This is a genomic window from Rhizobium album, assembly GCF_003122325.1.
GTDB classification, from domain to species: domain Bacteria; phylum Pseudomonadota; class Alphaproteobacteria; order Rhizobiales; family Rhizobiaceae; genus Metarhizobium; species Metarhizobium album.
In genome coordinates, this window is record NZ_QFBC01000016.1 from 142660 (window position 1) to 168537 (window position 25878).

Below are 25878 nucleotides of genomic sequence, written 5' to 3' on the forward strand. Positions count from 1 at the left end.
CCTCAGATGCGGTTGGAGGAATGGTTCACTTCAACTTCTCAGCCAAAGACACCGCGACCGATGCGGAGGCCGCACACGATCATCACGTTTGCTCGTCTGCCAGAGTGACCAATTTGCTTTTGTTGTGGGGATGATCCGGGTGATTACCATAGTAGGACTGATAGGTGTCGTGCCGCTTACCTAATCCTTCAAACACGATTGCCGCAATCACGCCGGTGACAAAAACCGTAGCAGCCATGATGCCTATCTCGATCATCCAGTACTGCGCGAGCCCTGTCGCGATCGCACCTGTCGCTGAGAAAAGCGTGGCGTATCCCACCGTCTTGTGCGCCGCCTCGAACCACAAGCGTCGTGGCGTCATGTCGTAATGATCGCCGCGCCAGGTCAGGGGATCATCGAGGTTCACGCCGGGGGCAAATTTGCCCCCTCGGGAGCCACGCATCGCAGCGATGACCAACTGCAAGGCTCCAAAGACAACTGTGGCGATACCCAGGAAGGAATGAATAGATCCGCTCACACCGTTGCTTACGATGACTGCCAGCAATCCTCCCCCAATCGAGGCAGACATGCAGCAGTAGAGGCCATATTTGTGAAAATTAAACCAGATCAGCGGCTCTTGCGGACGGGACATACTGCCGTTGAGTGTCGGCGCCGGCTTTGCGAAGCGGGTGAGGAACAGGATTGCCGGAACACAGACGCCCCATACCGAGAACATGAGGATCGCGTGATAATTCCAGTGAATGTCGATTTCCCAACCAAATGGCGAAACATAGGTTTGAGGTATGCTCACGTCCATCTCATCCTCCCATCCCGAAAGCGTCGCCGAACCTAGCAGCCGAAATTGAGAAGACCTCATTCCAAAATTCGTTCTTGATATCGCCTTACGCTATACCGAAGACCTGAAACTCCAGGAGTGATCTTCCCCTAGCGGTGCGCGTATCGCAGTGGAGTGATCCACATACGCATATAAACTGCATGGATATATACATATAAAGAAAATCGATTTGAGTTATCTCAGGCGTAAGCTCACTTTTAGTACGACGGCGTTGTCCGTCGAACTAGGATGGTGGAGATAACAAATGGACAGTCGAATTGCGCTTGTAACAGGTGCGTCGCGCGGCATCGGCCGGTCTGTAGCCCTTAAACTCGCGGCGGCGGGCTATTCCGTCGTCGTCAACTACAACCGTGCAGCTACGGACGCTGAACTTGTTGTGTCTGAAGTCACCAAGATGGGCGGCAAGGCCAAAGCGATTCAGGCCGATGTGTCGATTTCCGCCGACGTGGTGCGCCTCTTCGATGAATCCGCAGCCGCGTTTGGAAAAATTGACGTTGTGGTCAGCAACGCCGGAGTGATGTCGGCTATGCCGCTTGCCCAAGTCGACGATGCGGAATTCGAGCGCGTGGTTTCTGCCAATCTACGTGGGACATTCTATGTGTCCCGCGAGGCCGCCCGACGCCTGCCCGATGGAGGCAGACTGGTACTTCTTTCGAGTACGACGTTGGCGCTGAATGCACCGGGATACTCAGTCTACAATGCGACAAAGGGTGCCGTCGAAGGCATCGCTCGCGTTGCGGCGAAAGAACTTGGCAGCCGCGGCATCACTGTCAACGTCGTCGCTCCCGGCCCCGTCGAGACCGAGTTGTTTATGGCTGGCAAATCCGAGGAGTTGGTTCAGCGCATGGCAGCCATGGCTCCCGCGGGCCGACTTGGGCAACCGGAAGATATAGCCAATATCATCGCGTTCCTGGCGTCGCCGGACTCAGGCTGGATTAACGGCCAAGTCATTCGCGCGAATGGTGGGATAGCTTGAAAGTCAGGAGAGTAGGATGGAACGCAAAGTCGTTTTGGTAACAGGTTCGGGATCTGGCATCGGCCGAGCCATAGTGGAATCGCTGGCTTTGGCAGGGCATGTTGTCTACGCGTCCATGCGAGACATTGCCGGCCGCAATAAGGCTCGCCGAGAGGAACTCGCACATTTTTCACAGCAAAATAGTGTCGATCTTCGCGTGATCGAACTCGACGTGCTGTCCGAAATCAGCTGTAAGGCGGCTGTCGACCAGATCCTCTTCGAAGAGGGGCGTCTGGACGTCGCAGTTAACAACGCCGGCATGCTGATGATCGGGATGGGCGAAGCATTTTCACCATCTCAACTTCTCCAGATTTTTGACACCAATGTCGTCTCTTGGCTGCGGGTCAATCGCGCTGTCCTCCCCGTCATGCGCCGGCAGGGAAGGGGCCTTCTGGTTTACACCGGATCGACAACAGCGAAGCTGATCGAACCGTTTATGACCCCATATGTCGCCAGCAAGGCCGCTGGCGAGGCGCTCGCCGAAGCCATGAGTTTCGAAGTTACCCGTTTTGGAGTCGAGACTGTCATTGTTGTTCCTGGCGCGTTCACCAGCGGCACTGAACATTTCGCCGACGCTCGCGGTCCAGAAACCGTCGCAGTCCAGACGCAGTATGGAGATCTCCCAAACACTGTTTTTGGTCTTGGAGATAAACTGGACGCAATAGATGCCGCCAATGGCGGGTCGGGCGGGGTTCAGGCGGTCGGCGACGCTGTTCGAGACGTCCTAGCGTTGCCGCACGGCGAGCGCCCTTCGCGCGTTTTCGTCGACTTCCAGGAAAAGGGAACAGACGAAATGCACGCCCTGACGCAGGCGAAACAGGAAGAATTCTTCACCAAGCTCGGAATCGACGGGTTGATATCAATTCCCAAGGACAAGCGTTAAGGGAGCGCTGACAAACCACTTGGTTTTCCAAGGCACCTTGAAACACCGGCCGCAAGGCTGAGGTCGGTCGGCAGGGGGAAATTGTCATCTCACGAACTGAGGCCCGGCTCGGCAGCGTACACACTGCCGAGTAGATCGGGCCGTTCTTATGAATGGTGACGACACGCTTCATACGCCTGCGATCAGCAGTTCGACGCGCGGCTTTTGGCGAAAGGGCATGCGACAGGCACGATAGATCGGCCCGCTTGATGCAGAACTGACTCGAACCAATCACAGGACGCAAAATGTTCACACGGTTTTCGCCATACTGGCTCTGGGGCCTCTTATCGATCTTTCCAATCTTTTGGACCTATCTGGTGTTGGCCTCATCAAATCCGAGTATCGTTCACATTCTCGTTCATCCCAGCGGAGAATGGGCTGCGCGACTTCTGATCTTCACACTGATGATCACTCCGCTATCCATGTTTTTCAAGAATAGCGCACTCGTCCGCTGGATGAGGCGAAACCGACGCTATTTCGGCGTTGCCTCGTTCGCCTACGCCGCCATGCACACCGTATTCTATGTGGCTGACAAAGGCTCGCTCGCACAGGTCCTGGACGAACTGCCGCGACTGTACATCCTCACGGGATGGCTGGCCTTCGCGATCTTCGTTCCGCTGGCTGCCACGTCGGTCGATTTCGCCGTTCGCAAGATGGGGCGCCATTGGAAAGCCCTTCAACGTTGGGTATACGTATCCGCCGTACTGACACTGGTACATTGGGCGAGCCTCAATGACTGGAATAGTCCTCTCGGCGCGGTCGTGCACTTCACACCCCTCGTCGTCCTTGAAGGCTATCGCATCCGACATCATTTCGCCATGAGGATGAAGAGGACCGCCTGAATTGTCGAGAAGTATGTCGGGGTTTATGGATGTGCAGGAGGCATCTGCGATGTCAGCGCGGGCCTCGTCATCAGGCAAGCCGATACGGCCACATATGTTTTGTCAATTTCGTCGGCGGTGCGAGCACAGGTAGCGTGGCCGTAGGGAAATCGTACAGGAGCATACGTTTTGCGATCAACCGATAGATCCCGCAATCATACGGGAACACCTTTTCGTCGCTGGCGCTACTGTGCCTTGCTTTCGGTTGCTCTCGTTGTCGCCGGGACAATGGTAGATGTATCAGACGCGCACCAGGCGCCCGTACACACACATCAGCAACTCGTACCCATTCCGAAATATCGAGCACGGTCCGGGCAAGTCGTGGTTTCCCTGGCCCAGCGGCTGATAACGAGCTTCGATGCAAAGGCACAGCAGGCGTTCCTGTTCGATTGGGATGCTGGTGAACGGACGGAATGGTCGAACTTGCCGGCCGGGTTCTTCACGCGACCGGGCATATCAATCGGCGAGATGAGCGATGCGCAGCGGGCGCTTCTGTTCGACTTCCTTTCCGCTTCTCTCGGAGAAAAGGGGTATGGCCGACTGACCGATGTTCTCGCAGCTGAAGCCTTCCTGAGCCAAGCGCCGGGCGCCGAGCGGAACGGCTGGTTTCCGGAGAATTACTGGATATCGTTCTACGGTACTCCTTCAGGCCGGGATTTGTGGGGCTGGAGCTTCGGAGGCCACCACCTCGCCTTGAACATATCATTCAACAAGGGGCAGATTTCGACCATCTCGCCCAGTTTTGTCGGCACCGAACCCGCAATCTTCCGATTGGACGGGGCTGAATACGAAGCCGTGGTCGACATGCACCGTGCGGGACATGCCGTCTATCAAACTCTTGACGACGACCAGAAGGAGCAGGCCGACGCCGGGAGTGTGCCGGGAGACGTGCAGGCAGGCCCCGGAGACGACGGATATATCCCGCACCGGATCGGCATGTCGGCGTCAGAGATGTCGGCACCGCAACGCGCAGCCCTGCTGAATGCGATCCAGATGTGGGTCGAGATACAGCCCGAGCGGAACGCAGCCGCCCGAATGCAGGAAATCGAAGCTCAGTTAGACCAGGTTCATTTCGCATGGCGCGGAACGGATGAAGTCAACACGCCTGTATATATGCGCATTCAGGGGCCAACGCTGATCATCGAGCTGGTCTCGACCGGCGGCAATGTCGGCAGAAATGCCCGAGGGCTCGGACACTATCATACGATCTATCGCGACCCGACGTACGAGTACGGTCGGCGCTGACTAACGATCTCAAGAAGAAGAGAATATCGGTTTTGGGCAGCCTTCGTTGGTTTTTGTCGATGTCTGGCAGAAAAGGACGGAAAGAGGTACGCGCTCTGATGAAGGCGAAATACGAGGCCTTCTTCCCCAATCTGAAGACAGACGGGTTGATGCGGATCCCCGAAGACAATCGAAAAGGCATCACACTTTCGTCGACTTCGACGTCAGTAGCTCGACGAACTGGCTCATCGACATTGTCAAAGGTCGAAAGGCGGCACTGACAATCCTTGTGATTTGCGAACGTCTCTTCGTAGGTTCCATGGGGCACTGTACCATGAGGGCGGTGGTCGGCCGGAAGGAGAGATCATCGTCTCCATCGAGGGAAGATCGCGTCGGTAGCTTGGCCCCGACCACGTTGACCCGCCCTCATGAGGTACGACACAAGGCTGCAATCAGCAAGCTGAGTCGGGTTGAGGAACTTCTGGCATGGAATTATGGGGCGCGAACGCAGCGCTGAAGTCCGCTGTCGGCATGGAACGGCTATCAACTCTGTCGAACGCGAGATTTTGCGCATCCCTTGCAAAAACGGCCAACAAGGCCTATTTCGAATATATACAGTCCTACTGTATATATTCGATCACTCTTTTTGCGAAGGGGCTCTCATGTCCGCCGAGAACAAGGAAGTGGTTCGCCGCTTCAACATCGAGGTAATTCAGAACGGAAATGAAGAGGAATTCCACGCCTTGATGGCTTCTGACTTCATCAATCATGCCGCACCTTCGGGGATGCCGAACGGCCCACAGAGCATGTGGAGCACATTCCAGAAAATTCTCCGTCCCGCATTGTCGGACTTGAAGGTAACAATCCACGATCAGATCGCCGAAGGAAACAAGGTGACGACCCGTAAGACCATCAGCGGCACTCATTCGGGCACATTGATGGGCGTTGCGCCGACGGGGAAAGAGGTCGCCATCAGCGTCATCGATATCGTGCGTGTTCAGGACGGCAAGTATGCAGAGCATTGGGGGCTCAACACCTTGGCCAATGTCGTTGCTGCTCTGGCAAAGGCATGACCTTGGGAACTAGAGCATTTCCGGTGAAAACCGGATCAACTAAAATGCTCTATCCTTTTGTTTTTTCCGCATTGTCCGATGATGAAGCGATCTCGCTTCATCTGGAAATGCTCTAGGATAGCCGGTCTAGGATAGCGATTGCGGCCTGAAGTGTCTGCCTTTCCTGGTCGGACAGCCTCTCTTCGATGAGGGCCGCGATCTTCGAAGTCCTGATTCCCCTGGATTGGGACAGTTGATCCTGCCCCTTCGCGGTGATGGACAGGAGCTGGCTGCGACCGTCCGCAGGGTTAGGTAATCTGCCGACGAGCCCGTTCCCTTCCAGCTGCGTGACGACAAGGCGCATGCTTTGATGCCTGACGTTGCGGAAGCTTGCTAGTTCTGCCACGCTCAAAGGACCATTACTTTCTAAAAGGGCGAGCGTCTCAGACTGAGACGTCGTCGGTGTTTCAGCTTGCAATCGGATTGCACGGACAAACTTTCCAAGCGTATGTCGTAGTTTCTCGGCGAGAGCCGAAGCGTCTTCTTGTGTAGGACCGGCTTGGTGACCCGTTATCAATATTTCTGCCCATTTTGCATAAGCGTTCATCCAACCCATAGCCGACGCTGAAACAAAGCGAAATGCCCCGGCCGAAATAACGCTACTGGTGCGTTCTTCCTGCCGTCTATCAGAGTGGCAGTGTTCGTTTCTGCCCAGCGCGTTGGTCACTACGCAAGGGAAACACCTCTCTGATGTCCGGGTTCAATGCTTTGGGCATGAGAACCGATCCCGCTAACGAATGACCGTTCCGTTGATCGCCTATCGCATTCTTAAGCTGATAACATGGAATTGGCTGTCCTAATGTGATCGGGATCGGTTCGGTTATCCGAGCAACCCTCGGACGATCGGTAGGCAAGCCACCTCAGCCACGAAAACGGACATAAGGTCTTATGACATGCGATAAGGTAAACATCGTTCACTTCTATCGACTTTGGCGGCGCAAGTGCTCTTGTGCTTGCGCTGCATGCAATTTACAGCGACGCGGACGAGCCACGCGGCACGATAATTATTTGGTCGACGGTTGAACTAACTATAAGAATTGAACGGGATGTACTGATTTGGTCATTTGATCCAGGTACCCTAGTGCCGGGCCGATAAACTCCGGATTTTCCCAAGTCGGCTGAAATTGCCGAATGCTCGCAACTTTCTCAGCGGCCGTCTTTTTCGTGTCTTGCGAAAGTCTTCGCAGGAGCGGAAAATATCCAATCACTTGTTCGACAATATCAGTATCTCCCAAGTTTCCATGTCCTGGGACGACTAATTTCGGCGCCATTTCGACCATTTCTTCAAGTGCACATTCCCATTGAGCAAGATTGATGTCGGGCACACCAATCAAAGGAGGAAAAAATGGTACGATCGGGAACATCCGCTCCACAACCAGATCGCCAGCGAAGAGAATACGTTCCTCAGGAAGAAAAACTATCTGATCCCCTGGCGAGTGACTGGTTCCCCATGTCCGTAGTAGCGCGGTTCGTCCACCCAGATCTATCGAAACTTCGCTCCCTGCGTATGTTTGGTGCGGCTCAGTGATTTCGATTCCATCAAGCAAGTAGTGATGGGAGGTGGGCAGAAAATATGATCGAAAAGCTTTCAGTAGATGTGAACCAGAGGAAAGCAGATAGTCTTTTTGCGCAGCATTATAAAATATAACGGCATCTTTGCTGAACGCGTGGGCACCGTATCCGTGCTCTGGATGCGCATGCGTAATCGTAAGGATGTTTTTTCTTCCTGGCGCAAGATCGCGTGTGACGGCCAATATGCTTTCTGCGCCGTCTACCACTAAACCGCAATCGACGACGAGTGCATATTCACGCCCAACAATAATTCCGATATTGGGAATCAGCGGGATCCGTTTATCCGGGATAAGAAAAACACCGGATGATATCTCCATGGGGAAACGAGCATCGACTATTGGCGGCTCTCTACCGAAGACCATATGCTTGTCAGAACGCGATTTCATTCCGGAAGCTTTCGTCGCATTTCGTTGAACGATCCCGGCTCTCAATTGTCAGCGAGTCCTATTTGGCGGATTTGCGAGAGCCAGTCGGGGGATGCTACATTTCCCCTTTGAGCTGTCTCAAAGCTCTGGACCAGTCCTCTACGTGATAAGTCCTGATGATTTTTCCGTCCGATACCTCGTGTATATCTACCGTCATTAGATGAAAGGAGCGCCCATCGGTGGCGACACCCATGAACGGATCAGAGGGTGTGCCCGTCGCCTGACTGCGAACAATGATTTTGCTGCCGCTTACTAAAACCTCTTGGATTTCGAAGGTAAAGTCGGGTACGCGAGTTATGCGCCCACTCCAGCGTGCGATTGTTTCATCTCTGGTCTCGCAACTGTCGTTGGTTGCACAGTTTTGCCAATCCTCCGTGGTTGCTTTCTCCAAAAAGGCACGCATATCCGACGACGAAGTGGCCGTTAAGGCCGCATATATTGGTTTCACCAACGCCGCGGCCTGTTCCTGCGAAATAGTGGTCTGCGCTTCGGCGGCGGAGGCCGAGGAGATGATTGCGGCCAAGATACCCCCGGTAATTTTCAAAAGCGACATCGTACAGCTCTGATTGCTTGAAAAGTTATTGCGAAGTTACCCCAGCGACCGAAGTGGTGGAAATCGATATGTGTTATGTCGAATCATTTACACTGCTGATGGAGAGAATTTGGCGACTTGGCTCATGTGCAAGCCTGGGTTACGTTCCAGACGAAAAGCGCCGCATATGGCACCTCTGTGGCGTTGGTTGGTGCAGGGGGATTTTGGCGTAAATGCAATGGCATACGTCGTTCGGACAATGCCAATCCGTCGGCGCTTGGGTCGGAGGTTTGTGCGCTTCGCTGCCGAGCCTCCGTCTCATGGTGGGCGAGTAGCTCTCTAACAACTCGCCCACCATTCAACCGCCCGTGCTTATGTTTCTTGTGAGAAGTATACGGTCGCTGGCTCGATGAATTCGGGGTTTTCCCAAGTTGGATATTTAGCCCGGATCACTTCCAGAAGTCTCCGCTCCGGTAAGTTTGCTGACTGGACTAGCCGCCGCACCTCCTGGAAATAGCCCAACACTTCCGAGATTGTCTCTGGTCCGCCCAGGCTACCATGTCCCGGCACAACTAGACTTGGTTGCAGCCGGAGAACGTCATTCAACGCGACCTCCCACTGAGCGATGTTCATATCTTCCGCGGTGATCATGGGTGGAAAAAGCGGTACGATCGGAAACATCCTTTCTTCCGCTAGGTCGCCCATAAAAACGATTCGTTCGGCGGGGAGAAAGGCAATTTGATCACCTGGAGTATGCGCTTTACCCCATGTTCTCAGTTCCACCTCACGTCCACCGAGATCGACTTTGACACGTTGCTGGTCATAAACTTGATGAGGTGGTGTCAAGACCACGTTATCGAGCAAATGCTTTTGCTCCGCCGGTAGCACGCCTGCCCTGAAGCCGTCCAAGAGTTTTTGTCCCGACTGCGCGAAGTAGTCACGCTGCAGGGAATTGTAATAGATTCGGGCATCGGACTTGAAAACTTGCGCGCCAAAGCCGTGTTCTGGATGGGCGTGTGTGACAGTCAGTGCCACTTGGCGACCGGGGGCCAGTTTTTTTGCCAGTGCCAAGACTGATTCCGCACTGTCTATGCCGAGGCCGCAGTCGATTACCAACACGGTCTCACGCCCGACGACGATCCCAATGTTGGGAACAAGTGGAATTCGTTTGTCGAGCAGGACGAAAACTCCTGGCGCCACCTCAACGGGAAAGCGAGCGTCCACTGTCGGTAGTGGCTTCTTAGGAGGCAGCAACGGCGTGTCCAATTCTTGGGCGGCTGCAACTTCGCTTGATGCCGCCAAAGCCACGGTACCCATGGCGGTGCGAACGTGCTCCGTCCAGAGGGGAACGGGGCGACCTTTGAAAACCTGCCGCTTCTCAAGCCGATTGCCGGTGAACCAAGGATCTGTTGCCGCGAAACCCTGAAACCTAGGTATTTAGGGAATGATCTTTCAGCCTGCCTTCGTCGCAGAACAATGCTTTCATCCATCGATAAAATGGCGCTGGCGTTGCGCGCACAGGAGACTGTTTTGGGGCATCGTCGTAAAAGGGTGATGAGCAGACGTCGATGAGAAGGTGGACGGCCTTTTTCAATCCCATTGAGGCAATTAGGTGCCGTTCGATAGGAGGAGATTTTTTAAAACACAGGTTGCAGCAGCTTCATGATGGAGCAGCAGCTAAAATAAGGTCTCTTAGCCAGCGCTGCGCAGGGTGAGTGTCGTTGCGACGGTGCCAGGATAAAGTGAACTGCACCGGCTCAAGGTCGATTGGTGGCGTCATGACGCAAAGCTTATCCGCATGCCCCGACGCTTTGACAACTCCCTCTAGCACTGTAGAGATCATGTCAGACGACGCCACCAAGGCCGGGGCAGCATACATATGAGGGAGAGTAAGGCCGAGCCGCCTTTTTAGCCCCATCTTGGCCAACGCGGCATCGACAACTCCGAAGCGTTCATTCTCGGGTGATACAAGCAAGTGTGATTGCTCAAGGAACGTCTGCATATCAAGTGGCTTTCCCGCGATAATGTGATCCTTTCTCGCGATGCAGACGAAGCGCTCATGAAAAAGATTCGCATTGATGATGCGGGCGGACGCCGCTGGGGGAACACCAATCGTGACATCGACCTCGTTGGCATCCAACATGACGACAGCATCGTTGCGATCAACGAAGTTTCGAACGCTGAGGGGCATTCCAGGGGCCTTTTCTCTTAGCAATGCTACCAAGTGGGGCAAAAAGGCGAACGCAGGGTGATCTGATAATCCGAGCGAGATCGAGATTGTCGAGGTAGTCGGATCAAAGATCTGCGTAAACTCGAGGGTGCGTTGTATCTCGGACAATGCGCGGCTGATCGGTTCTGAAAGATCCAACGCTCTAGCCGTGGGCTGAAGACCGTTCGGCGCCCTGACGAACAGCTCATCATTCAAGAGAGAACGGAGCCGAGACAGTGCCGCACTCATGGCAGGTTGTGTGCGGCCGATCCTGGTTCCGGCGCGCGTCACGCTTCGCTCCGCCATGAGCGCTTCAAACGCGACAAGCAAATTGAGGTCAATTCCGTGCAAATCCATAGGATAGATGTCTACATATTTGATCTATCGATTTCAAGTATAAGGCGCTCCGAGATATTCTCCGGCCACCGCAATTGATGCTCAGGAATGTGGATAGTGATGGATCATAAGCGCTGCCAATATTCGGAACCGCGACTTGTTTAATGAAACGAAAGACAGCCTCGCGAAGCCACGGAATTCGCAAGGATCCCGGGCTGGAAAAAGGAGAAGCAGCAGGCCAACCCAGCGGTTGTTGGCGGTCGAGAGTTGCCGGCACCATCTATGATCACCATCAGTTCCATAAATCGCCTTATGTGATCTGTTATAACATAACACAATAGGGGCCGAAGAAGAGATTTCAGATTCCCAGCCTCCTCCCGAGGCAACTGGCTGCCGTCGACCAGGTCCCGGCGGCAGCCCTTTTTCTTGGGGCGTCGCCAACTCGCCTCCCACCGATGTTTCAATGGGGGCACTCGGTGCCACACCCTCCGCCGACCACGGCGCAACCAACCGCGATTTTTGTCATGAAGGAATGGATACTTTCGCCGCTTGAAAAGACCTCCATCCGATGGATTTCTCGAGGCAGAACCGTCGCCGAGATCGCATCCCTTGAGGGTAAGAGCGTTGTTGATATCGAAAACTGCCTGCGAAGCGCTTTACGCACGCTGGAGGCAAAATCGATTGCGGAGGCGCTCCAGAAGGCGAACCTCCCTAACCCCGATTGAGGGGCAAATCACTCCCGACGCCCGCTCTTGACTTGAAAACGGAAGCGATCTTGTTGCCGAGAGCCGCGGGAAGCATCTGGCTCAAGTGCGAATGCCGTACCCAACAAAGCGTTTCCAGCTGGAGCAAACCAATCCCGCTCTTTTGGATGGCGTCCTGGCCCGGTGCCGGATCTTCCACGATCAACCCGCAGGGGGTCCGCTAGCAAGCTGCGGCCGCTCCGGCTTCGCTTCGCGGTGATCGCGCCCGTCCCCGGGCCTTGTGAGGAGCCATCGAGCGGGAATTGGCCCGCTCCCGATGGAGCCACTTCAAATGTCGCACGATCTTTCTCTCGCCCAGTCCCACGCATTCCAGCTTTCCCGCGACCTGATGGTGCCGGTCACTCTGTTCACGGTCGACGGCGAATACGGCGTCCTTCCGTCCGACGAAATCGACGCCGACGACGATCTGGAGATCGTCCATGAATTTTTCCCATGGGCGGCTCATTGAGCCGCCGTTCCTGAGTGCCGCTTGCGAGCGGCAGGCCGCAAGGGAGGCTTCGCCGCGGCCGACCCGGGCATTGCATGATCCGACAATTGTCAGCCGCGCCCTGGCGGCCTTTGCTCTTCGCGGCTGGTGGAAGCGTGCCCGAGAAGAGACGGGCAAGGAAATGCGAGGAAGAAGAGGCATGGACAGAAGAGAAATAGAGGCGCTCCGCGAACGGGTGAAGTGTGCTGCCGTTCTCGAGCAGACGGGCTTCGCCATCGATATGAAGGAAAGCACGCGGCGGGCAGTGAAGTTTCGACGGGGGAGCGAGATCGTCATCGTCACCCATGAGGGGCGCGGATGGTTCGATCCGCTCAGCGATGCAAGGGGCGACGTGTTCGGTCTCGTCGCGCATCTCGACCATGTCGACTTTCTCGAATGCGCCGGACGTGTTGCCGCGCTCGTCGGTTTTTCGATCACGGAACCGGAATGGCGGTCTCCAAAGATGGAGCAAGACTACGACCTCTCTTTATCCGAGCGATGGCAAACACGCCGCCGTCCATGGCCCGGTTCGTCGACCTGGGCTTATCTCGATGGTCAGCGTTTCCTGCCGGCATCTTTGCTTCGCGCCGCGATCCGGCAAGATCGTCTGCGCGAGGGGCCATATGCCAGCATGTGGGCAGCGCATACCGACAGCGCCGGAGCCGTCACCGGTTGGGAGGCGCGGGGTCCCGAGTATCGCGGTTTTGCCTCCGGAGGGACGAAGGTTCTCTTCCGCCTGGGGCAGGACACGGCGTTGCGCATGGCTGTCACGGAAGCTGCGATCGACGCCATGAGCCTCGCCGCCATCGAGGGGTTGCGGGATGGAACGCTCTATCTCAGCACCGGCGGCGGATGGTCGCCGTCGACGGAGGCGGCGCTGCGGCAGATGGCATCGCGGCCCGAGGCTCTACTGGTTGCGGCGACAGACGCCAATCCGCAAGGCGAGATGTTTGCCGAGCGGTTACGGGCGCTCGCTGACGACGTCGGCTGCAACTGGTCTCGCCTTCGCCCGCCGGCGGACGACTGGAACGAGGCCCTGAAAATCAGGGACAAAGAAAGGAGGGAGAGGAAAGAAGGCGGCGTGCCGCATTCCCGCCGCCCGCGTCAAGGGAAGCTTCGCCCGGCAGAGCCGGCCCTTGACCCGGCCGGTCGCGATGCCGGCGGCCCGGGAGATGTCATGAAGGACTGAAGAGGATGGCAAGGTCGGAAGGACAGTGCCGCGCTTCGGTCCGGACCACTCCGAAGGAGCCGCAGATGAACCGCTCTTCCGCAATCCGCAAGGTCTTCCAGGGCGTCGCCTCACGCCAGCAAATGTTCCGGATGTTCGATCGCCACGCCCGGCGTCCGAACCGCTGGGAGGATGACGCTGCCCCGCTCTATGCCGGCGAATGGTTCGAGATCGCCGATACCGAGCATGACTACATGTTCGAAATCCTGCCGCCGCTCTGGATCCGCGGATCGATGTTCGCGATGCGCGAGTTTCTGACCGGATCGGTGACATCGGTGTTCTTCGCGATGCGGATCGACGGCGTCATCCGGCATTTCCATGGCTATTGCGATCTTTCAGACAGCCAGGCCGTCGAACGCATGCGGGTCGAAATCATCGAGCGGGAGAGCCGGCCGGTGCGCGCCATGACACGCGAAGAACGCCTGGAGCATATCTGGAGCATCACGGCCGATGACTATCGTGGCTATGCCGGCGATCGCTGGCCGGAGGAGTCGCGCGGCAAGCGTACGATCATGCTTTACGGCGGCCAGACGGGCAGCACCCTGAAGCTGCTGGACGATCTCTCTGACGATGAAATCGCAGCCAAGCTCCCGGTACAGCTGCGCCACCTTCCCTCGTCGATCGCCGCATGAAGGAGGCCGTGCCATGCTTTCCTTTCCTCTCACATCCGTTCGCGACGCGATTGCCCGCGGTCGCACCGACGCGGAGGCCAATGGTGGCTTTCGTGATCCCTATTACGGCCTGCGCCCTGGCAAGGACCAGAAGCCGGGCCTCTGGCTCGTCGGCGATCACGGCGTTTATCTGATGTCCAATGGCCAGCTGCTCGATGGTGCCAAGCCCTTGGTCGTCTATGCCGAGGAGTGCGATCCCAGCACCAATGACGACTGGTTCGACGTCAAACGCCGGACATTCGGCGGCGACGATGGCGTCGATTTCATCGACGCGGAACAGCTGGAACCGATGATGGCGGCGGCTCCGGAGGCGACGCACCTTCGCATCGTATTTCATCAGGACTCGATGCAGCTCACCCTGACCGCGAAGTCCTGACCACTGAGACCACCGGCCCCGTCAGGCCACCAATCCCTGAACCAGAGCGTACTTCAATCCCGCATGCTTTCCCGCGGGGCGCTGACGCTCGCCGTTTCCCGAGGAGAACTTCATGAGCAACGATCCCTTCACTCTCGACATGTTCGGCAGCAGCGCGCTGTCGTCCGGCTTTGGCCTCGGCGTCACAGCGTTTGGCGGTTTCGATGCCGTCGCGGCAAATGACGACGACCCGGAGCCGACACCGCCCTCTTCTGCACCGGCCTTGCCGGTCGCGACGGCAAAGCGTCCGGCGCCGCGGCGACAGGGCGGCCGGTCCAACTTCTACCTAGATGATGCCGATCGCGATCTTACGGCGACGTGGAAGGACCGGGCGCGCATCAACGTCGCCGCGATCCTGGTCGCCGGTGCGATCGAGAAACAGGACCGGCCGGCCACTCGCGAAGAGCAGCAGCGGTTGATCCGCTTTACAGGCTTTGGCGCCTCGGAACTTGCGAACGCGATATTCCGTCGTCCGGGCGAGCCAGACTTCCGCGCCGGCTGGAGCGAGCTTGGCACTTCGCTCCAGAGTGCGGTTTCGGAGGCAGACTACGCGTCCCTTGCCCGATGCACCCAGTATGCGCATTTCACGCCGGAGTTCATCATCCGGTCCATCTGGGCGGGGTTGCAGCGCCTGGGCTGGCGTGGCGGCCGCGTGCTCGAGCCTGGCATCGGTACCGGCCTGTTCCCCGCGCTGATGCCAGAACCATTGCGCGATCGGAGTTTCTTCACCGGTATCGAGCTTGACCCTGTCACCGCCAGGATCGTCCGCCTGCTGCAGCCGAAGGCGCGGATCATCAACGGCGACTTTGCGCGCGCCGATCTGGCGCCGATTTACGATCTCGCCATCGGCAATCCGCCTTTCTCCGACCGGACCGTCCGATCCGACCGGGCCTATCGCTCGCTGGGCTTGCGGCTGCATGACTATTTCATCGCCCGTTCGATCGATCTCCTGAAACCCGGCGCGCTCGCCGCCTTCGTCACCAGCGCCGGCACGATGGACAAGGCGGATGCGACAGCACGCGAGCACATCGCCAAAACCGCCGACCTGATCGCCGCGATCCGCTTGCCGGAAGGCAGTTTCCGACGGGAAGCCGGCACGGATGTCGTGGTCGACCTGCTCTTCTTCCGCAAGCGCAAGACCGGGGAGGCCGAGGGAGACCTCTCCTGGCTCGACCTTGAGGAGGTGCGACCGGCGACGCAAGACGACGGCGCAATTCGGGTGAACCGCTGGTTTGCGCGGCATCCTGATTTCGTCCTCGGCGATCATGCCCTGACCTCCGGCCCCTTTGGTGAGACCTACACCTGCCGACCACGTGTTGGCGAGGAGATTGAGGCAGCGCTCCAGGAAGCCGTCCGCCTGCTTCCCGAAGGCCGCTATGACGGTGAGCCGACCGAGATCGACATCGACCTCGAGACCGAGCTCGGCGAGATCGTCGACCTTCGCCCCGACAGTCGACAGGTCCGGGAGGGTAGCTTCTTCATCGACATCAGGCGCGGTCTCATGCAGATGGTCGACGGCGCGCCGGTCGAAGTCCAGGTGCGCAAGGGCCGCACCGGCGACGGCATGCCGCAAAAGCACGTCCGCATCATCAAGAAATTGATCCCGATCCGCGATGCCGTGCGCGATGTGCTGAAGGCCCAGGAACAGGATCGGCCCTGGCGCGACTGCCAAGTGCGCCTGAGGATCGCCTGGTCGAGCTTCGTGCGCGACTTCGGGCCGATCAACCACACCACCGTGTCGATCAGCGAGGATGAAGAAACCGGCGAGGTGCGTGAGACGCATCGCCGCCCGAACCTGCAGCCCTTTCTTGACGACCCCGATTGCTGGCTGGTCGCCTCGATCGAGGACTACGATCTCGACACCGACACCGCAAAACCAGGGCCGATTTTCTCCGAGCGGGTGATTTCGCCTCCTGCCCCGCCCGAAATCACCAGCGCCGCGGACGCTCTGGCCGTGGTGCTCAACGAACGCGGCCGCGTCGATATCGACCATATCGCCGAACTGCTGCACAGATATACCGATGCGGTGGTCGACGAACTCGGCGATGCGATCTTCCGGGATCCTGCCGATGGCTCTTGGCAGACGGCGGATGCCTATCTCGCCGGCCCGGTCCGCACCAAGCTCTCTATCGCGGAAGCCGCCGCGGGACTGGATCCGGCCTACGAGCGCAACGTTCGTGCGCTTCAGGCGGTCCAACCAGCCGACCTTCGCCCCTCCGACATCACCGCACGTCTCGGTGCGCCGTGGATTCCGGCGAGCGATGTCGTGGCTTTCGTCAAGCAGATGATGGGCGCAGACATCAGGATCCACCATATGCCGGAGCTTGGCAGCTGGACCGTGGAGGCGCGGCAGCTTGGCTACAGTGCCGCCGGCACATTCGAATGGGGCACCAGCCGACGCGACGCTGGTGAGCTGCTCGCCGATGCGCTGAACAGCCGCGTTCCACAGATCTTCGACGTCTTCAAGGACGCCGGCGGCGAACGGCGCGTGCTCAACGTCATCGATACCGAGGCCACGCGTAACAAGCTGCAGAAGATCAAGCAAGCCTTTCAGGACTGGGTGTGGACCGATCCCGATCGCACCGACCGGCTGGCGCGGGTCTATAACGACCGGTTCAACAATCTCGCGCCCCGACGGTTCGACGGTTCCCATCTCAAACTTCCTGGCGCCTCGGGCGCCTTTTCTCTTTATGGGCACCAGAAACGCGGCGTCTGGCGGATCATCTCCTCCGGCTCGACCTACCTCGCCCACGCGGTCGGCGCGGGCAAGACGATGACGATGGCCGCTGCCATCATGGAGCAGCGTCGGCTCGGGCTGATCGCCAAGGCGATGCTGGTCGTCCCCGGCCATTGCCTTGCGCAGGCGGCGCGCGAGTTTCTCGCGCTCTATCCCAATGCCCACATCCTGGTAGCGGACGAGACCAACTTCACCAAGGACAAGCGGGCGCGATTCTTGAGCCGGGCGGCGACCGCCACCTGGGATGCGATCATCATCACGCACTCGGCGTTCAGGTTCATCGCTGTGCCGTCGGCCTTTGAACAGCAGATGATCCACGACGAGCTCGAGCTCTATGAGGATCTGCTGACCAAGGTCGACAGCGAGGATCGCGTCTCGCGCAAGCGCCTCGAACGACTGAAAGAGGGTCTGCAGGAACGCCTGGAGGGCCTCGCGACTCGCAAGGACGATCTTCTCACAATCTCGGAAATCGGTGTCGACCAGATCATTGTCGACGAGGCGCAGGAGTTCCGGAAGCTTTCCTTCGCGACCAACATGTCGACGTTGAAGGGTATCGATCCGAACGGCTCGCAGCGCGCCTGGAACCTCTACGTCAAATCCCGCTTCATCGAAACCAAGAATCCCGGCCGGGCGCTGGTGCTCGCTTCCGGCACGCCGATCACCAACACGCTCGGCGAGATGTTCTCTATCCAGCGCCTGCTCGGGCACGCAGCGCTCGCCGAACGTGGCCTGCACGAATTCGATGCCTGGGCATCGTGCTTCGGCGACACGACCACCGAGCTCGAAATCCAGCCCTCCGGCAAATATAAGCCGGTCAGCCGCTTTGCGAGCTTCGTCAATGTGCCGGAACTGATCGCGATGTTCCGCGCCTTTGCCGACGTCGTCATGCCGGAGGATCTTCGCGAATATGTCAGGGTACCAACAATCTCCACCGGAAGGCGGCAGATTCTCACCGCCAAGCCGACGCCGGCCTTCAAGGCCTATCAGCAGATCCTCGATGCCCGCATCAAGGCGATCGAGATGCGCGAGGGACCGGTGCAACCTGGTGACGATATCCTGCTCTCGGTCATCACCGACGGCCGCCATGCGGCGATCGATCTGCGCCTCGTCATCCCGGCCAATGACAACGAGGAGGACAACAAGCTCAACCTTCTCGTCCGCAACGCCTTCCGGATCTGGCAGGAGACCAGCGAGGCCAGATATCTTCGCCCGGACGGCAAGGCTTACGAGCTGCCAGGTGCGGCGCAGATGATCTTTTCCGACCTCGGCACCATCAATGTCGAGAAGACCCGCGGCTTTTCCGCTTACCGCTGGATCCGCGACGAGCTCGTCCGGCTCGGTGTTCCGGGTTGCGAAATCGCCTTCATGCAGGACTTCAAGAAGACCGAGGCCAAGCAGCGGCTCTTCGGCGATGTGCGCGCCGGCCGGGTTCGGTTCCTGATCGGCCGTTCCGAGACGATGGGAACGGGCGTCAATGCGCAACTGCGCCTGAAAGCACTGCACCATCTCGATGTGCCGTGGCTGCCGTCTCACATCGCGCAGCGCGAGGGCCGTATTGTCCGGCAGGGCAATCAGCACGATGTGGTCGATATCTTCGCCTATGCCACCGAAGGGTCGCTTGACGCTTCCATGTGGCAGAACAACGAGCGCAAGGCCCGCTTCATCGCGGCAGCGCTCAGCGGTGATACATCGATCCGCCGGCTTGAGGATCTCGGTGAAGGGCAGGCCAACCAGTTCGCCATGGCCAAGGCGATTGCCTCCGGCGACGAACGGCTGATGCAGAAAGCGGGACTGGAGGCCGACATCGCTCGGCTGGAACGGCTGCGCGCCGCCCACGACGACGACCAATATGCGGTGCGCCGACAGACGCGCGATGCGGAGCGCGACATCGAGGTCTCGACCCGCCGCATCGCGGAGATCGGCCAGGATATAGACCGGCTTGTGCCGACCACGGGCGACGCGTTCTCGATCACCGTTCTCGGCAAAGCCTACCAGGAACGCAAGGACGCCGGCCGCGCGCTGATGAAGGAGATCCTGACACTTCTCCAGCTGCAGCAGGAGGGTGAGGTTCATCTGGCGAGCATCGGCGGCTTCGATCTCGTCTATGAAGGCGAGCGCTTCGGAAAGGGCGATGGGTATCGTTACGCCACCACGCTGCAGCGCACCGGTGCGGATTACGAGATTGATCTTGCGGTGACGGTGACGCCTCTCGGCGCGATTTCCCGGCTCGAACATGCGCTCGGCGGGTTCGACGAGGAAAGGGAACGCACTCGCCGTCATCTGGAGGAAGCGCGTCGGAGGCTTGCTTCCTATCGCTCGCGTGAAGGCGGTGTTTTCGCCTTTGCCGACGAACTTGCCGACAAGCGCCGGCGGCTCCGCGATGTCGATGATGCGCTCGCTGCCGCGGCGGTCGAGTGCGCCGACGGTCCGGCAGAAGCTGCTTGATCGGGAGCGTCATTTGAATGCGGCGCAGCATTTGCATAGCTGCGTTGCACAAAAAATCATTCCCCGCTGATCAAAAATCGATCATAACGCACACAGCTGATGCACATGGCGGTTTTCCTCCCAGTGCCGCCGCAGCAGCTGTTCCCCTCTGGAGGTTTAAATTACCTTCATACCTATAGGGCCCGAGTTTCTCGTGGCCCTCTTTTTTTGCCCTGATTTCCGTCCGTCGGTATCGCCCATGACGATCATGTCTTTCCGTGGTTTTGCCGCGCACATGAAATCGTCTCGACACGCTCGATCGTTTCGATCAACCGGTCGCTCGCATCCTCCGGGTTGTTCAGGATAGCCACGATGTCGGAAAGGCGCGGATCTTTCAGGCCGACCTTGTAGATCGCAATTCCGGCATCGATACTCGCCTCCATGGCTCTCAGCCCCTCGAAATGCTGTGACACCTCTTGGCGGGCGATCCCCAAGGTCTCGGCGAATCCCAGGATTTCGTCCGTTCCCGGAACGACGTGAAAGGCGAATATCTCTCTCGCAGCGCGCATCGTAAATCTCCCTGATCTGCGGCCTGTCTACGGCTCCGCCCGGTCGCACGGAACTAGTGTGAGTGAAGAAGGGAGGAGAAGGACGAGGGAAGGAACCGCTCGCAGATCGGTCGTCCCGTCGCCGCTTACGCTCAACCGCCGCCTCCGCATCCCGGCCACTCGTCCCGCGCAGGGCTCAAGAGCCCCGCTTGTCCTTCGCAGCAGGGATGCTCGGCCGCAGTTGCGCCAGTCCGCCCGTCCTGCGGTCCGGGAGATGTCTTCGGAAAGAAATGAAGACAGGAAGGACCGGCAAGAGGCCGCGTCCCCGCATCCCGGAAGAGGAAAATCTCATGCACATCATGAAGGTCGATCCGCGCTCGTTGAAGGACAATCCCGACAATACCCGCCAGTCGAAGTCCACGCCGCAGGCCGATGCGTTGCTGCTCGCCACAATCAAGGCGGTCGGCATCATCCAGCCGCCCGTCATTTTTGCAGAGGTCGGTGGTGGCAACGGCTACGTCATCGAAGCCGGCCATCGCCGCACCCGCATGGCGATCGCCGCAGGCCTCGAGGAAATCGAAGTTCTCGTCGTCGAAGCTGCCAATGACAATGGCGCGATGCGATCGATGGTCGAGAACATCGCACGTGAGCCTCTGAACCCCGTAGACCAGTGGCGCGGCATCGAACGCCTCGTCGCACTCGACTGGACCGAGGAAGCAATCGCGGTGGCACTTGCCCTGCCCGTCCGACAGATCCGCAAGCTGAGGCTCCTTGCGAACGTCCTTCCGGCGATGCTCGACCAGATGGCGTTCGGCGATATGCCGAATGAGCAACAGCTCCGCACGATCGCGGCAGCACATCTCGATGAGCAGAAGGAAGTCTGGAAGGCGCAGAAGCCGAAGAAGGGCCAGCCTGCCCAGTGGTGGCAGATCGCCAATGCGCTGACCAAGACCCGGATGTATGCCAAGGATGCGAGCTTCGGTGACGAACTCCGGGAAGCCTACGGCATCGCATGGATCGAGGATCTGTTCGCTCCCGCCGATGAGGACAGCCGCTACACCACCAATGTCGAAGCATATCTCGGCGCCCAGCAGGAGTGGATGACGAACAATCTGCCCAAGAAGGGAATGATCGCCGAGGTTTCTCAATGGGGCGAGGCCAAGCTGCCGCAGAAGGCGAGCCGCGTCTATGGCAAGCCAGGCAAGGGCGACCACACAGCCATGTATCTGGATCGGAACGGCAAGGTTCAGACCGTGCACTACCGGATGCCCGAGGAGAAGAAGGCCAAGGGCAAGGGAGCGGTCGCCGAAGGTGGCGGCGCCGGTGGCGATGATGTGATCGACGCGCCGAAGCAGCGTCCTGACGTCACGCAGAAGGGCCACGACATGATCGGTGACCTCAGGACCGATGCACTCCACGAGGCGCTCGCCCGCGCACCGATCGAGGACGACACGCTGATGGCCCTCCTTGTCCTCGCCTTTGCCGGCATGAATGTCCGGGTCGACTCCGGGGCAAACGACCACGTCTTCGGCGCGAAGCGGTTCGCCCGCCATGTGGCTCGGTTGCTCGACGCTGACGGCAAGCTCGCCTTCGACCGCGACACCTTGCGGATTGCCGCCCGCTCGATGCTGGTCGATGTGCTGTCGTGCCGCCGCGGCATGTCGAACAGCGGTATCGTCTCGCGCATAGCCGGCGACGCCATCGGTGCGGACGGATATCTCCCGAACATGGGCACGGAGGATTTCCTGCTTTGCCTGTCGCGGCAGGCGCTTGAAGCCTCGTGCAAAGGCACCTCGGTTCTCCCGCGCCCGAAGGTCCGCGAGACCCGTGCCGCACTGGTCGAGCACTTCAAGGACGGGCACTTCGTCCATGCGGCGGCCCTGTTCGCCCCCGATCCGAGGGATCTCGCCGAGCTGATCAAGCAAGGCGAGGCGGTGGAGGATGACGCCGCTGCCGCCACTGGGGAAACAGCAGATGGTCTTGAAGGCGAGCTTGCCGATGGCAGCCTCGCCGACGAGGCGCCCGATCTTGATGTCGCTGATCCGGAGGCCGATGACCGCGCCACCGACGAGGACGAAACCGCCTACGGCATCGCGGCAGAATAGCCGCCGCTCTTCCAACTTTTCCGATCGACCCCCGCCGCCGACCATCACCGGCGGCGGTTCGTTTCCATGAACCGCAGAATTTCGAGGAGATGTCCAATGTCTGCGTCCCTGATTTACGACCGCGCCCCGATCGGCTCCATCGTTACCTGGTCCGACGGCACGCCCCGCCCACCCGAGCGCTTCAAAAAGAAGCTCGCGGCCTGGCTGACCCGCAACAGCAAGGGCCGGCTGATCCGCAAAGAGGGTCCGCGCCAATCCGGAAACTACACCTCGCCGGCATATTTCACGCTGCACGAGGCGGATTTCGGCAGCGGGAACACCATCGTCATGCGCATCCACCGAACTTTTGGCCTCGATTCCGATCTCACCTTCAAGGTGCTCGAGCGCCCCGCCCTCGGTTCGATCCGCGTCTTCGATCGCGCCGGATCGAGTGCCGAACTCGTCCACCTCGCCGACAATCGCGAGGCGGCTGCGGCCTGGCTTAAAGAGCATGGATATCCAAACGCTGTGCTCGAAGAGGTGACCGCCGACGAGGTTGCGGCTGCGCATGTCGAAGGGAGGGCGGCCGCATGAATGCCCCCGAACGTCAGGATGAAACGCCTTCGATCTCTGAGACGATGGGAGTAGAATTCGGCATCAGCGCCGAGGGATTTCCGGTCGCCCGGATCGGCGATACGCATCTGGCAATGGTGCCGGCGCGCGATGGCGCGAGCTTCCTCGCGAGCACCTGGCGGCTTAACCGTCCGCTTTCCGAGCTGACGCGCGCAGATTTCTACGGTCATGATGGCCGCCTCGAGGATGAGGCGGCTTTTCGCGCCCGGGTCTTCGAGACGGCCCAGCACAAGCGCGAGTTATCCGCCCTGAGGCGGATCCAGACCCGCATGACGGCCAGTACGCCCTGGGGACCGTCGCAGCTTGCGACCGTCTACGCGGAGGGGATCGTGTCCCATATGACGGCTGGCCATGGCGGGTTTCATCTGTCGGCCGAACGGAATCTTCGCGTCTCCCCGTTGCTGCGAAAGTCCTCGCACTGGTACGAGGAGGATGCCGAATGGGCCATCGTCGCCCTCTCCTTCCCGGAGCTCTTCACCTCATACGAGCGCAAATGTGCGGACGAGACATTCCGCAACAGCTGGCCGACCGCATGGGAAGAGATCCACGGGCGCGAACTCGGGTCCGGCCAATCCTGGAGGAAGGACCGGCAAGCCTTCGAGCGCAGGCATGCCGGCGACTGGGTCGTCGTCTCGGCGATCTATTCCAGCCACCATGCCGATATGACGGAGGTGGTCGCCACGCGCGGCGGCGTGCGGGACCAACGTGCCGACGAGCGGCGCTTTCTTGTTCCGAGCGCCGAATATGCAACCCGTGGGCCGTTCGGCTTCGTCATCGATGGTGAACGTCACGCCGTCTATGACGGTCCTTCGGACTTCATCGGCTGGCGGCGGAGGAGGACCGGGACATGAACCCGATCAGTCCGTGGGTGCTCCTTGCCCGCATGGAGGTGGCGCGGCGCGAAACGCGCCATCACCTCGATCTCATCCATCGGCAGATTGCCGCACGCGCTGAGCGCCTGGCTGTGACCGAAAAGGCGAAAGCCAGAAACCGCACGCACAAGCGCTCCGGCTCACGATGGACCCGTTCCGATGAGATGCTGTTTCAAGATCACGTCGATCGCCTGTCATTCGAGCGGCGCAGCGAACTCGAGGCGCTCACCCGAAAGCTGGAGCGTCAGGACCGCGCCATCACCACGTTACGGCAGAAACGCGGCGATTCTGCTTGGCGAGAGGCTGCGTGAGAGGCGGTCGACGGTAGCGCATTGGCGGAGTGCGCCCGCGTGTTCGATGAGGGGCTTTGCGAGGATGGCCATCGTTTCCCAAATTCGGCCTCGGGGAGAGTCTCAGCCCCGTGCCGGTCTGCCCTTCGTGTTCGTTGCGGTCTGAACCGGCGGCCGGTCGTTTCAAGGCCGCTGTCGCGCCGCGGGGCGGCCGAAACAGCCTCGCTGCGCAAAGCGAACCCGCGTCCCGCGCTGGGTGCCCCCGCTTGGTCGCAAGCCCGCTCCGCTCACTCAGCCGCTCCGGACCTCTGAAATCGCCCGTCCCTCGCCGGTTCCTTTTGACCGCACCGAAGGGCAGACCGGCACGGGGCCGGAACCGCTTCGGAGGGAACCGAAAAGGAAACCGATATGGCCAAGCCCGCGACCCCCAACCGCTCTTCCGCCCGCGTCGTGCAGCTCCGCAAGGGCGCAAACCTCGAAATGGTCCGCCTCACCTGCCCCGACAGCGCCCAGGCGCTCAAGATCGCCGAAAGCTTCGGGACCGCACTGGTCGACAGCGACGGCATCCGCGACCTGCATGAGCGACTGATCGTCGAGACTGCCGACAGCCTGGCGGAGGGCCTCGGCGAACGGGCGATGCAGATCCATCTCCAGCGCATCGTCGGCGCCTTCGTCGGATCGGCACATGGCGCCGGGCAGTTCTACTCTCGTGCGGTCACAGAAGCCCGCGACGCCACGGCCAAGGCATCCAATGATGCCCGCGACGAGGATCTCGATGGCCCGGTCGGCTACGATGGCGCCGCCCAGCGCAAGCGCGAATTCGCAGCCGACATGGGTATCCAGGCTCATTCGCTCAGGATGGCGGCCGAGGGCGCCGTCGCAGCCTACGAGCAGGTCGTCGGCGAGACCTGGAAGCCCTTCGATCGCCCGGTCGAAAACCCCGGCGCCAATCTCGACCGCAAGGCGGCCGAGGCGCAAATGGCCGCCCTCGGGTAAAGCGGCCCGGGCGGCGCCCACGTGCCGCCCTACCCTCATCTTTCCAGCTTCCATCGGCCGGCTCCCAAGAGGGGCCGGCCTTTTCGCATGTCGCGCCGCCCCGGGGAAAAACAGGCAAGGAAATGAGGAACCGGCCTATCGCGGCCCGTCCCTGTCGGCGGTCCTGCAGGAGCCGGCTTGTGAGGTGCAACGGCTTCGCCGTCCTCCACGCTGTTTCGGCCGTTCCGGTGCGCTCCAAGCCCTTCCGCTCCTGCCCTCGGACCTCCGCGACGGGCCGCGATAGGCGCGGCTCGGAATAGGAGGTTTGAGACGTGAGCAAGAAAACCGAAGGCGAGCGCGGCGATATCTACACGAGGATCACCGACCGGATCGTTGCTGATCTGGAGAAAGGGGTTCGTCCCTGGATGAAGCCGTGGAACGCAGCCAACACTCAAGGCCGGATTACGCGGCCGCTACGGCATAACGGGCAGCCCTATTCGGGCATGAACGTTCTCCTTCTATGGTCCGAGGGGATGGCGAGGGGTTTCGCCTCTCCGGTGTGGATGACCTTCAAGCAAGCGGTGCGACGTGAAAGTCGCATGAAAGGAGTGACCCATGGGTCCATGAGTAGTGTTCAACTCTGTCGCCACTTTCCCCATGCGACGTCGGTAACGGCGTGGTGTGAAGCGGGAATGAAAGCCCAAGATG

Annotated in this window: 24 protein-coding genes; 17 read left to right on the forward strand and 7 right to left on the reverse strand. The window is 59.5% G+C overall.

All coding sequences use genetic code 11. The features are described 5' to 3' along the window. Positions 1–82: 82 nt before the first annotated feature. Positions 83–796: a cytochrome b561 domain-containing protein gene (locus DEM27_RS26185; protein WP_109461187.1), complete on the reverse strand. Its 714-nt coding sequence runs from the start codon at positions 794–796 to the stop codon at positions 83–85. Between the two features lie 283 nt (positions 797–1079). On the opposite strand from DEM27_RS26185, the gene DEM27_RS26190 reads away from it, so the two are divergent. From DEM27_RS26190 to DEM27_RS26210, 5 genes are all read left to right on the forward strand, one after another. Beyond that, positions 1080–1811, forward strand: a complete 732-nt coding sequence (locus tag DEM27_RS26190; protein WP_109461188.1) for an SDR family oxidoreductase — start codon at positions 1080–1082, stop codon at positions 1809–1811. 16 nt (positions 1812–1827) lie between these two features. Then, complete coding sequence (locus tag DEM27_RS26195) at positions 1828–2733, forward strand: SDR family NAD(P)-dependent oxidoreductase (RefSeq protein WP_109461189.1); 906 nt, start codon at positions 1828–1830, stop codon at positions 2731–2733. 284 nt (positions 2734–3017) lie between these two features. Beyond that, positions 3018–3614 (forward strand): protein-methionine-sulfoxide reductase heme-binding subunit MsrQ, encoded by a 597-nt coding sequence (locus tag DEM27_RS26200; RefSeq protein ID WP_109461190.1) that lies wholly within the window; start codon positions 3018–3020, stop codon positions 3612–3614. Positions 3615–3974: 360 nt separating this feature from the next. Then, positions 3975–4898, forward strand: coding sequence for a DUF3500 domain-containing protein (locus DEM27_RS26205; protein ID WP_165823614.1), 924 nt, complete (start codon positions 3975–3977; stop codon positions 4896–4898). A gap of 641 nt (positions 4899–5539) precedes the next feature. Further along, positions 5540–5950, forward strand: coding sequence for an ester cyclase (locus tag DEM27_RS26210; RefSeq protein WP_109461192.1), 411 nt, complete (start codon positions 5540–5542; stop codon positions 5948–5950). Between the two features lie 112 nt (positions 5951–6062). Here the strand turns inward: DEM27_RS26210 and DEM27_RS26215 are convergent, their stop codons facing one another. The 5 genes from DEM27_RS26215 to DEM27_RS26235 form a co-directional block, all read right to left on the reverse strand. Next, positions 6063–6656 (reverse strand): MarR family winged helix-turn-helix transcriptional regulator, encoded by a 594-nt coding sequence (locus tag DEM27_RS26215; protein WP_205908965.1) that lies wholly within the window; start codon positions 6654–6656, stop codon positions 6063–6065. 361 nt (positions 6657–7017) lie between these two features. Then, positions 7018–7947: an MBL fold metallo-hydrolase gene (locus tag DEM27_RS26220; protein WP_245446123.1), complete on the reverse strand. Its 930-nt coding sequence runs from the start codon at positions 7945–7947 to the stop codon at positions 7018–7020. A 94-nt stretch (positions 7948–8041) separates the two neighbouring features. After that, positions 8042–8539 (reverse strand): ester cyclase, encoded by a 498-nt coding sequence (locus tag DEM27_RS26225; RefSeq protein ID WP_109461194.1) that lies wholly within the window; start codon positions 8537–8539, stop codon positions 8042–8044. A gap of 351 nt (positions 8540–8890) precedes the next feature. Then, positions 8891–9835, reverse strand: a complete 945-nt coding sequence (locus DEM27_RS26230) for an MBL fold metallo-hydrolase (protein ID WP_109461195.1) — start codon at positions 9833–9835, stop codon at positions 8891–8893. Between the two features lie 343 nt (positions 9836–10178). After that, positions 10179–11084, reverse strand: a complete 906-nt coding sequence (locus tag DEM27_RS26235) for a LysR family transcriptional regulator (RefSeq protein WP_109461196.1) — start codon at positions 11082–11084, stop codon at positions 10179–10181. A gap of 503 nt (positions 11085–11587) precedes the next feature. On the opposite strand from DEM27_RS26235, the gene DEM27_RS26240 reads away from it, so the two are divergent. The 6 genes from DEM27_RS26240 to DEM27_RS26265 all read left to right on the forward strand — a co-directional run bounded on the left by DEM27_RS26240 (position 11588) and on the right by DEM27_RS26265 (position 19789). After that, positions 11588–11788, forward strand: a complete 201-nt coding sequence (locus DEM27_RS26240; protein ID WP_109461197.1) for a helix-turn-helix domain-containing protein — start codon at positions 11588–11590, stop codon at positions 11786–11788. 310 nt (positions 11789–12098) lie between these two features. After that, positions 12099–12275 (forward strand): hypothetical protein, encoded by a 177-nt coding sequence (locus DEM27_RS34185; RefSeq protein ID WP_162854294.1) that lies wholly within the window; start codon positions 12099–12101, stop codon positions 12273–12275. A 178-nt stretch (positions 12276–12453) separates the two neighbouring features. Continuing rightward, positions 12454–13482, forward strand: a complete 1029-nt coding sequence (locus DEM27_RS26250; RefSeq protein ID WP_109461223.1) for a DUF3991 and toprim domain-containing protein — start codon at positions 12454–12456, stop codon at positions 13480–13482. Positions 13483–13547: 65 nt separating this feature from the next. Beyond that, positions 13548–14153: a DUF1419 domain-containing protein gene (locus DEM27_RS26255; protein WP_109461198.1), complete on the forward strand. Its 606-nt coding sequence runs from the start codon at positions 13548–13550 to the stop codon at positions 14151–14153. A 13-nt stretch (positions 14154–14166) separates the two neighbouring features. Continuing rightward, positions 14167–14568 (forward strand): DUF3085 domain-containing protein, encoded by a 402-nt coding sequence (locus DEM27_RS26260; protein WP_109461199.1) that lies wholly within the window; start codon positions 14167–14169, stop codon positions 14566–14568. 112 nt (positions 14569–14680) lie between these two features. Beyond that, entirely contained in the window at positions 14681–19789 is a 5109-nt protein-coding gene (locus tag DEM27_RS26265; RefSeq protein WP_109461200.1) for a DEAD/DEAH box helicase family protein, read from the forward strand. A gap of 245 nt (positions 19790–20034) precedes the next feature. On the opposite strand, the gene DEM27_RS26270 is transcribed toward DEM27_RS26265, so the two are convergent. Next, positions 20035–20337: a hypothetical protein gene (locus DEM27_RS26270; RefSeq protein WP_109461201.1), complete on the reverse strand. Its 303-nt coding sequence runs from the start codon at positions 20335–20337 to the stop codon at positions 20035–20037. Between the two features lie 329 nt (positions 20338–20666). On the opposite strand from DEM27_RS26270, the gene DEM27_RS26275 reads away from it, so the two are divergent. From DEM27_RS26275 to DEM27_RS26300, 6 genes are all read left to right on the forward strand, one after another. After that, positions 20667–22421, forward strand: coding sequence for a ParB N-terminal domain-containing protein (locus tag DEM27_RS26275; protein ID WP_109461224.1), 1755 nt, complete (start codon positions 20667–20669; stop codon positions 22419–22421). Positions 22422–22517: 96 nt separating this feature from the next. Then, entirely contained in the window at positions 22518–22994 is a 477-nt protein-coding gene (locus DEM27_RS26280) for a hypothetical protein (RefSeq protein WP_109461202.1), read from the forward strand. Beyond that, positions 22991–23884, forward strand: a complete 894-nt coding sequence (locus DEM27_RS26285; protein WP_109461203.1) for a DUF7007 domain-containing protein — start codon at positions 22991–22993, stop codon at positions 23882–23884. Before DEM27_RS26280 ends, DEM27_RS26285 begins: the two co-directional genes overlap by 4 nt. Further along, complete coding sequence (locus tag DEM27_RS26290; RefSeq protein WP_109461204.1) at positions 23881–24216, forward strand: hypothetical protein; 336 nt, start codon at positions 23881–23883, stop codon at positions 24214–24216. The genes DEM27_RS26285 and DEM27_RS26290 overlap by 4 nt, the downstream gene beginning before the upstream one ends. Positions 24217–24603: 387 nt before the next feature. Next, the gene (locus DEM27_RS26295) at positions 24604–25191 is read left to right on the forward strand and encodes a hypothetical protein (RefSeq protein ID WP_109461205.1); all 588 of its coding nucleotides are present in this window, start codon (positions 24604–24606) and stop codon (positions 25189–25191) included. A 311-nt stretch (positions 25192–25502) separates the two neighbouring features. Further along, positions 25503–25878 (forward strand): ArdC-like ssDNA-binding domain-containing protein (locus DEM27_RS26300; RefSeq protein WP_245446125.1); only part of this gene is annotated, 376 nt, incomplete at its 3' end.

Coding starts and splice junctions, on each gene's coding strand:
- DEM27_RS26220 (WP_245446123.1), bottom strand. CDS start 7,947: ATGAAATCGCGTTCTGACAAGCATATGGTCTTCGGTAGAGAGCCGCCA.
- DEM27_RS26275 (WP_109461224.1), top strand. CDS start 20,667: ATGCACATCATGAAGGTCGATCCGCGCTCGTTGAAGGACAATCCCGAC.
- DEM27_RS26255 (WP_109461198.1), top strand. CDS start 13,548: ATGAACCGCTCTTCCGCAATCCGCAAGGTCTTCCAGGGCGTCGCCTCA.
- DEM27_RS26185 (WP_109461187.1), bottom strand. CDS start 796: ATGGACGTGAGCATACCTCAAACCTATGTTTCGCCATTTGGTTGGGAA.
- DEM27_RS26285 (WP_109461203.1), top strand. CDS start 22,991: ATGAATGCCCCCGAACGTCAGGATGAAACGCCTTCGATCTCTGAGACG.
- DEM27_RS26195 (WP_109461189.1), top strand. CDS start 1,828: ATGGAACGCAAAGTCGTTTTGGTAACAGGTTCGGGATCTGGCATCGGC.
- DEM27_RS34185 (WP_162854294.1), top strand. CDS start 12,099: ATGTCGCACGATCTTTCTCTCGCCCAGTCCCACGCATTCCAGCTTTCC.
- DEM27_RS26225 (WP_109461194.1), bottom strand. CDS start 8,539: ATGTCGCTTTTGAAAATTACCGGGGGTATCTTGGCCGCAATCATCTCC.
- DEM27_RS26260 (WP_109461199.1), top strand. CDS start 14,167: ATGCTTTCCTTTCCTCTCACATCCGTTCGCGACGCGATTGCCCGCGGT.
- DEM27_RS26200 (WP_109461190.1), top strand. CDS start 3,018: ATGTTCACACGGTTTTCGCCATACTGGCTCTGGGGCCTCTTATCGATC.
- DEM27_RS26230 (WP_109461195.1), bottom strand. CDS start 9,835: ATGGGTACCGTGGCTTTGGCGGCATCAAGCGAAGTTGCAGCCGCCCAA.
- DEM27_RS26240 (WP_109461197.1), top strand. CDS start 11,588: ATGAAGGAATGGATACTTTCGCCGCTTGAAAAGACCTCCATCCGATGG.
- DEM27_RS26190 (WP_109461188.1), top strand. CDS start 1,080: ATGGACAGTCGAATTGCGCTTGTAACAGGTGCGTCGCGCGGCATCGGC.
- DEM27_RS26280 (WP_109461202.1), top strand. CDS start 22,518: ATGTCTGCGTCCCTGATTTACGACCGCGCCCCGATCGGCTCCATCGTT.
- DEM27_RS26235 (WP_109461196.1), bottom strand. CDS start 11,084: ATGGATTTGCACGGAATTGACCTCAATTTGCTTGTCGCGTTTGAAGCG.
- DEM27_RS26210 (WP_109461192.1), top strand. CDS start 5,540: ATGTCCGCCGAGAACAAGGAAGTGGTTCGCCGCTTCAACATCGAGGTA.
- DEM27_RS26290 (WP_109461204.1), top strand. CDS start 23,881: ATGAACCCGATCAGTCCGTGGGTGCTCCTTGCCCGCATGGAGGTGGCG.
- DEM27_RS26265 (WP_109461200.1), top strand. CDS start 14,681: ATGAGCAACGATCCCTTCACTCTCGACATGTTCGGCAGCAGCGCGCTG.
- DEM27_RS26270 (WP_109461201.1), bottom strand. CDS start 20,337: ATGCGCGCTGCGAGAGAGATATTCGCCTTTCACGTCGTTCCGGGAACG.
- DEM27_RS26250 (WP_109461223.1), top strand. CDS start 12,454: ATGGACAGAAGAGAAATAGAGGCGCTCCGCGAACGGGTGAAGTGTGCT.
- DEM27_RS26295 (WP_109461205.1), top strand. CDS start 24,604: ATGGCCAAGCCCGCGACCCCCAACCGCTCTTCCGCCCGCGTCGTGCAG.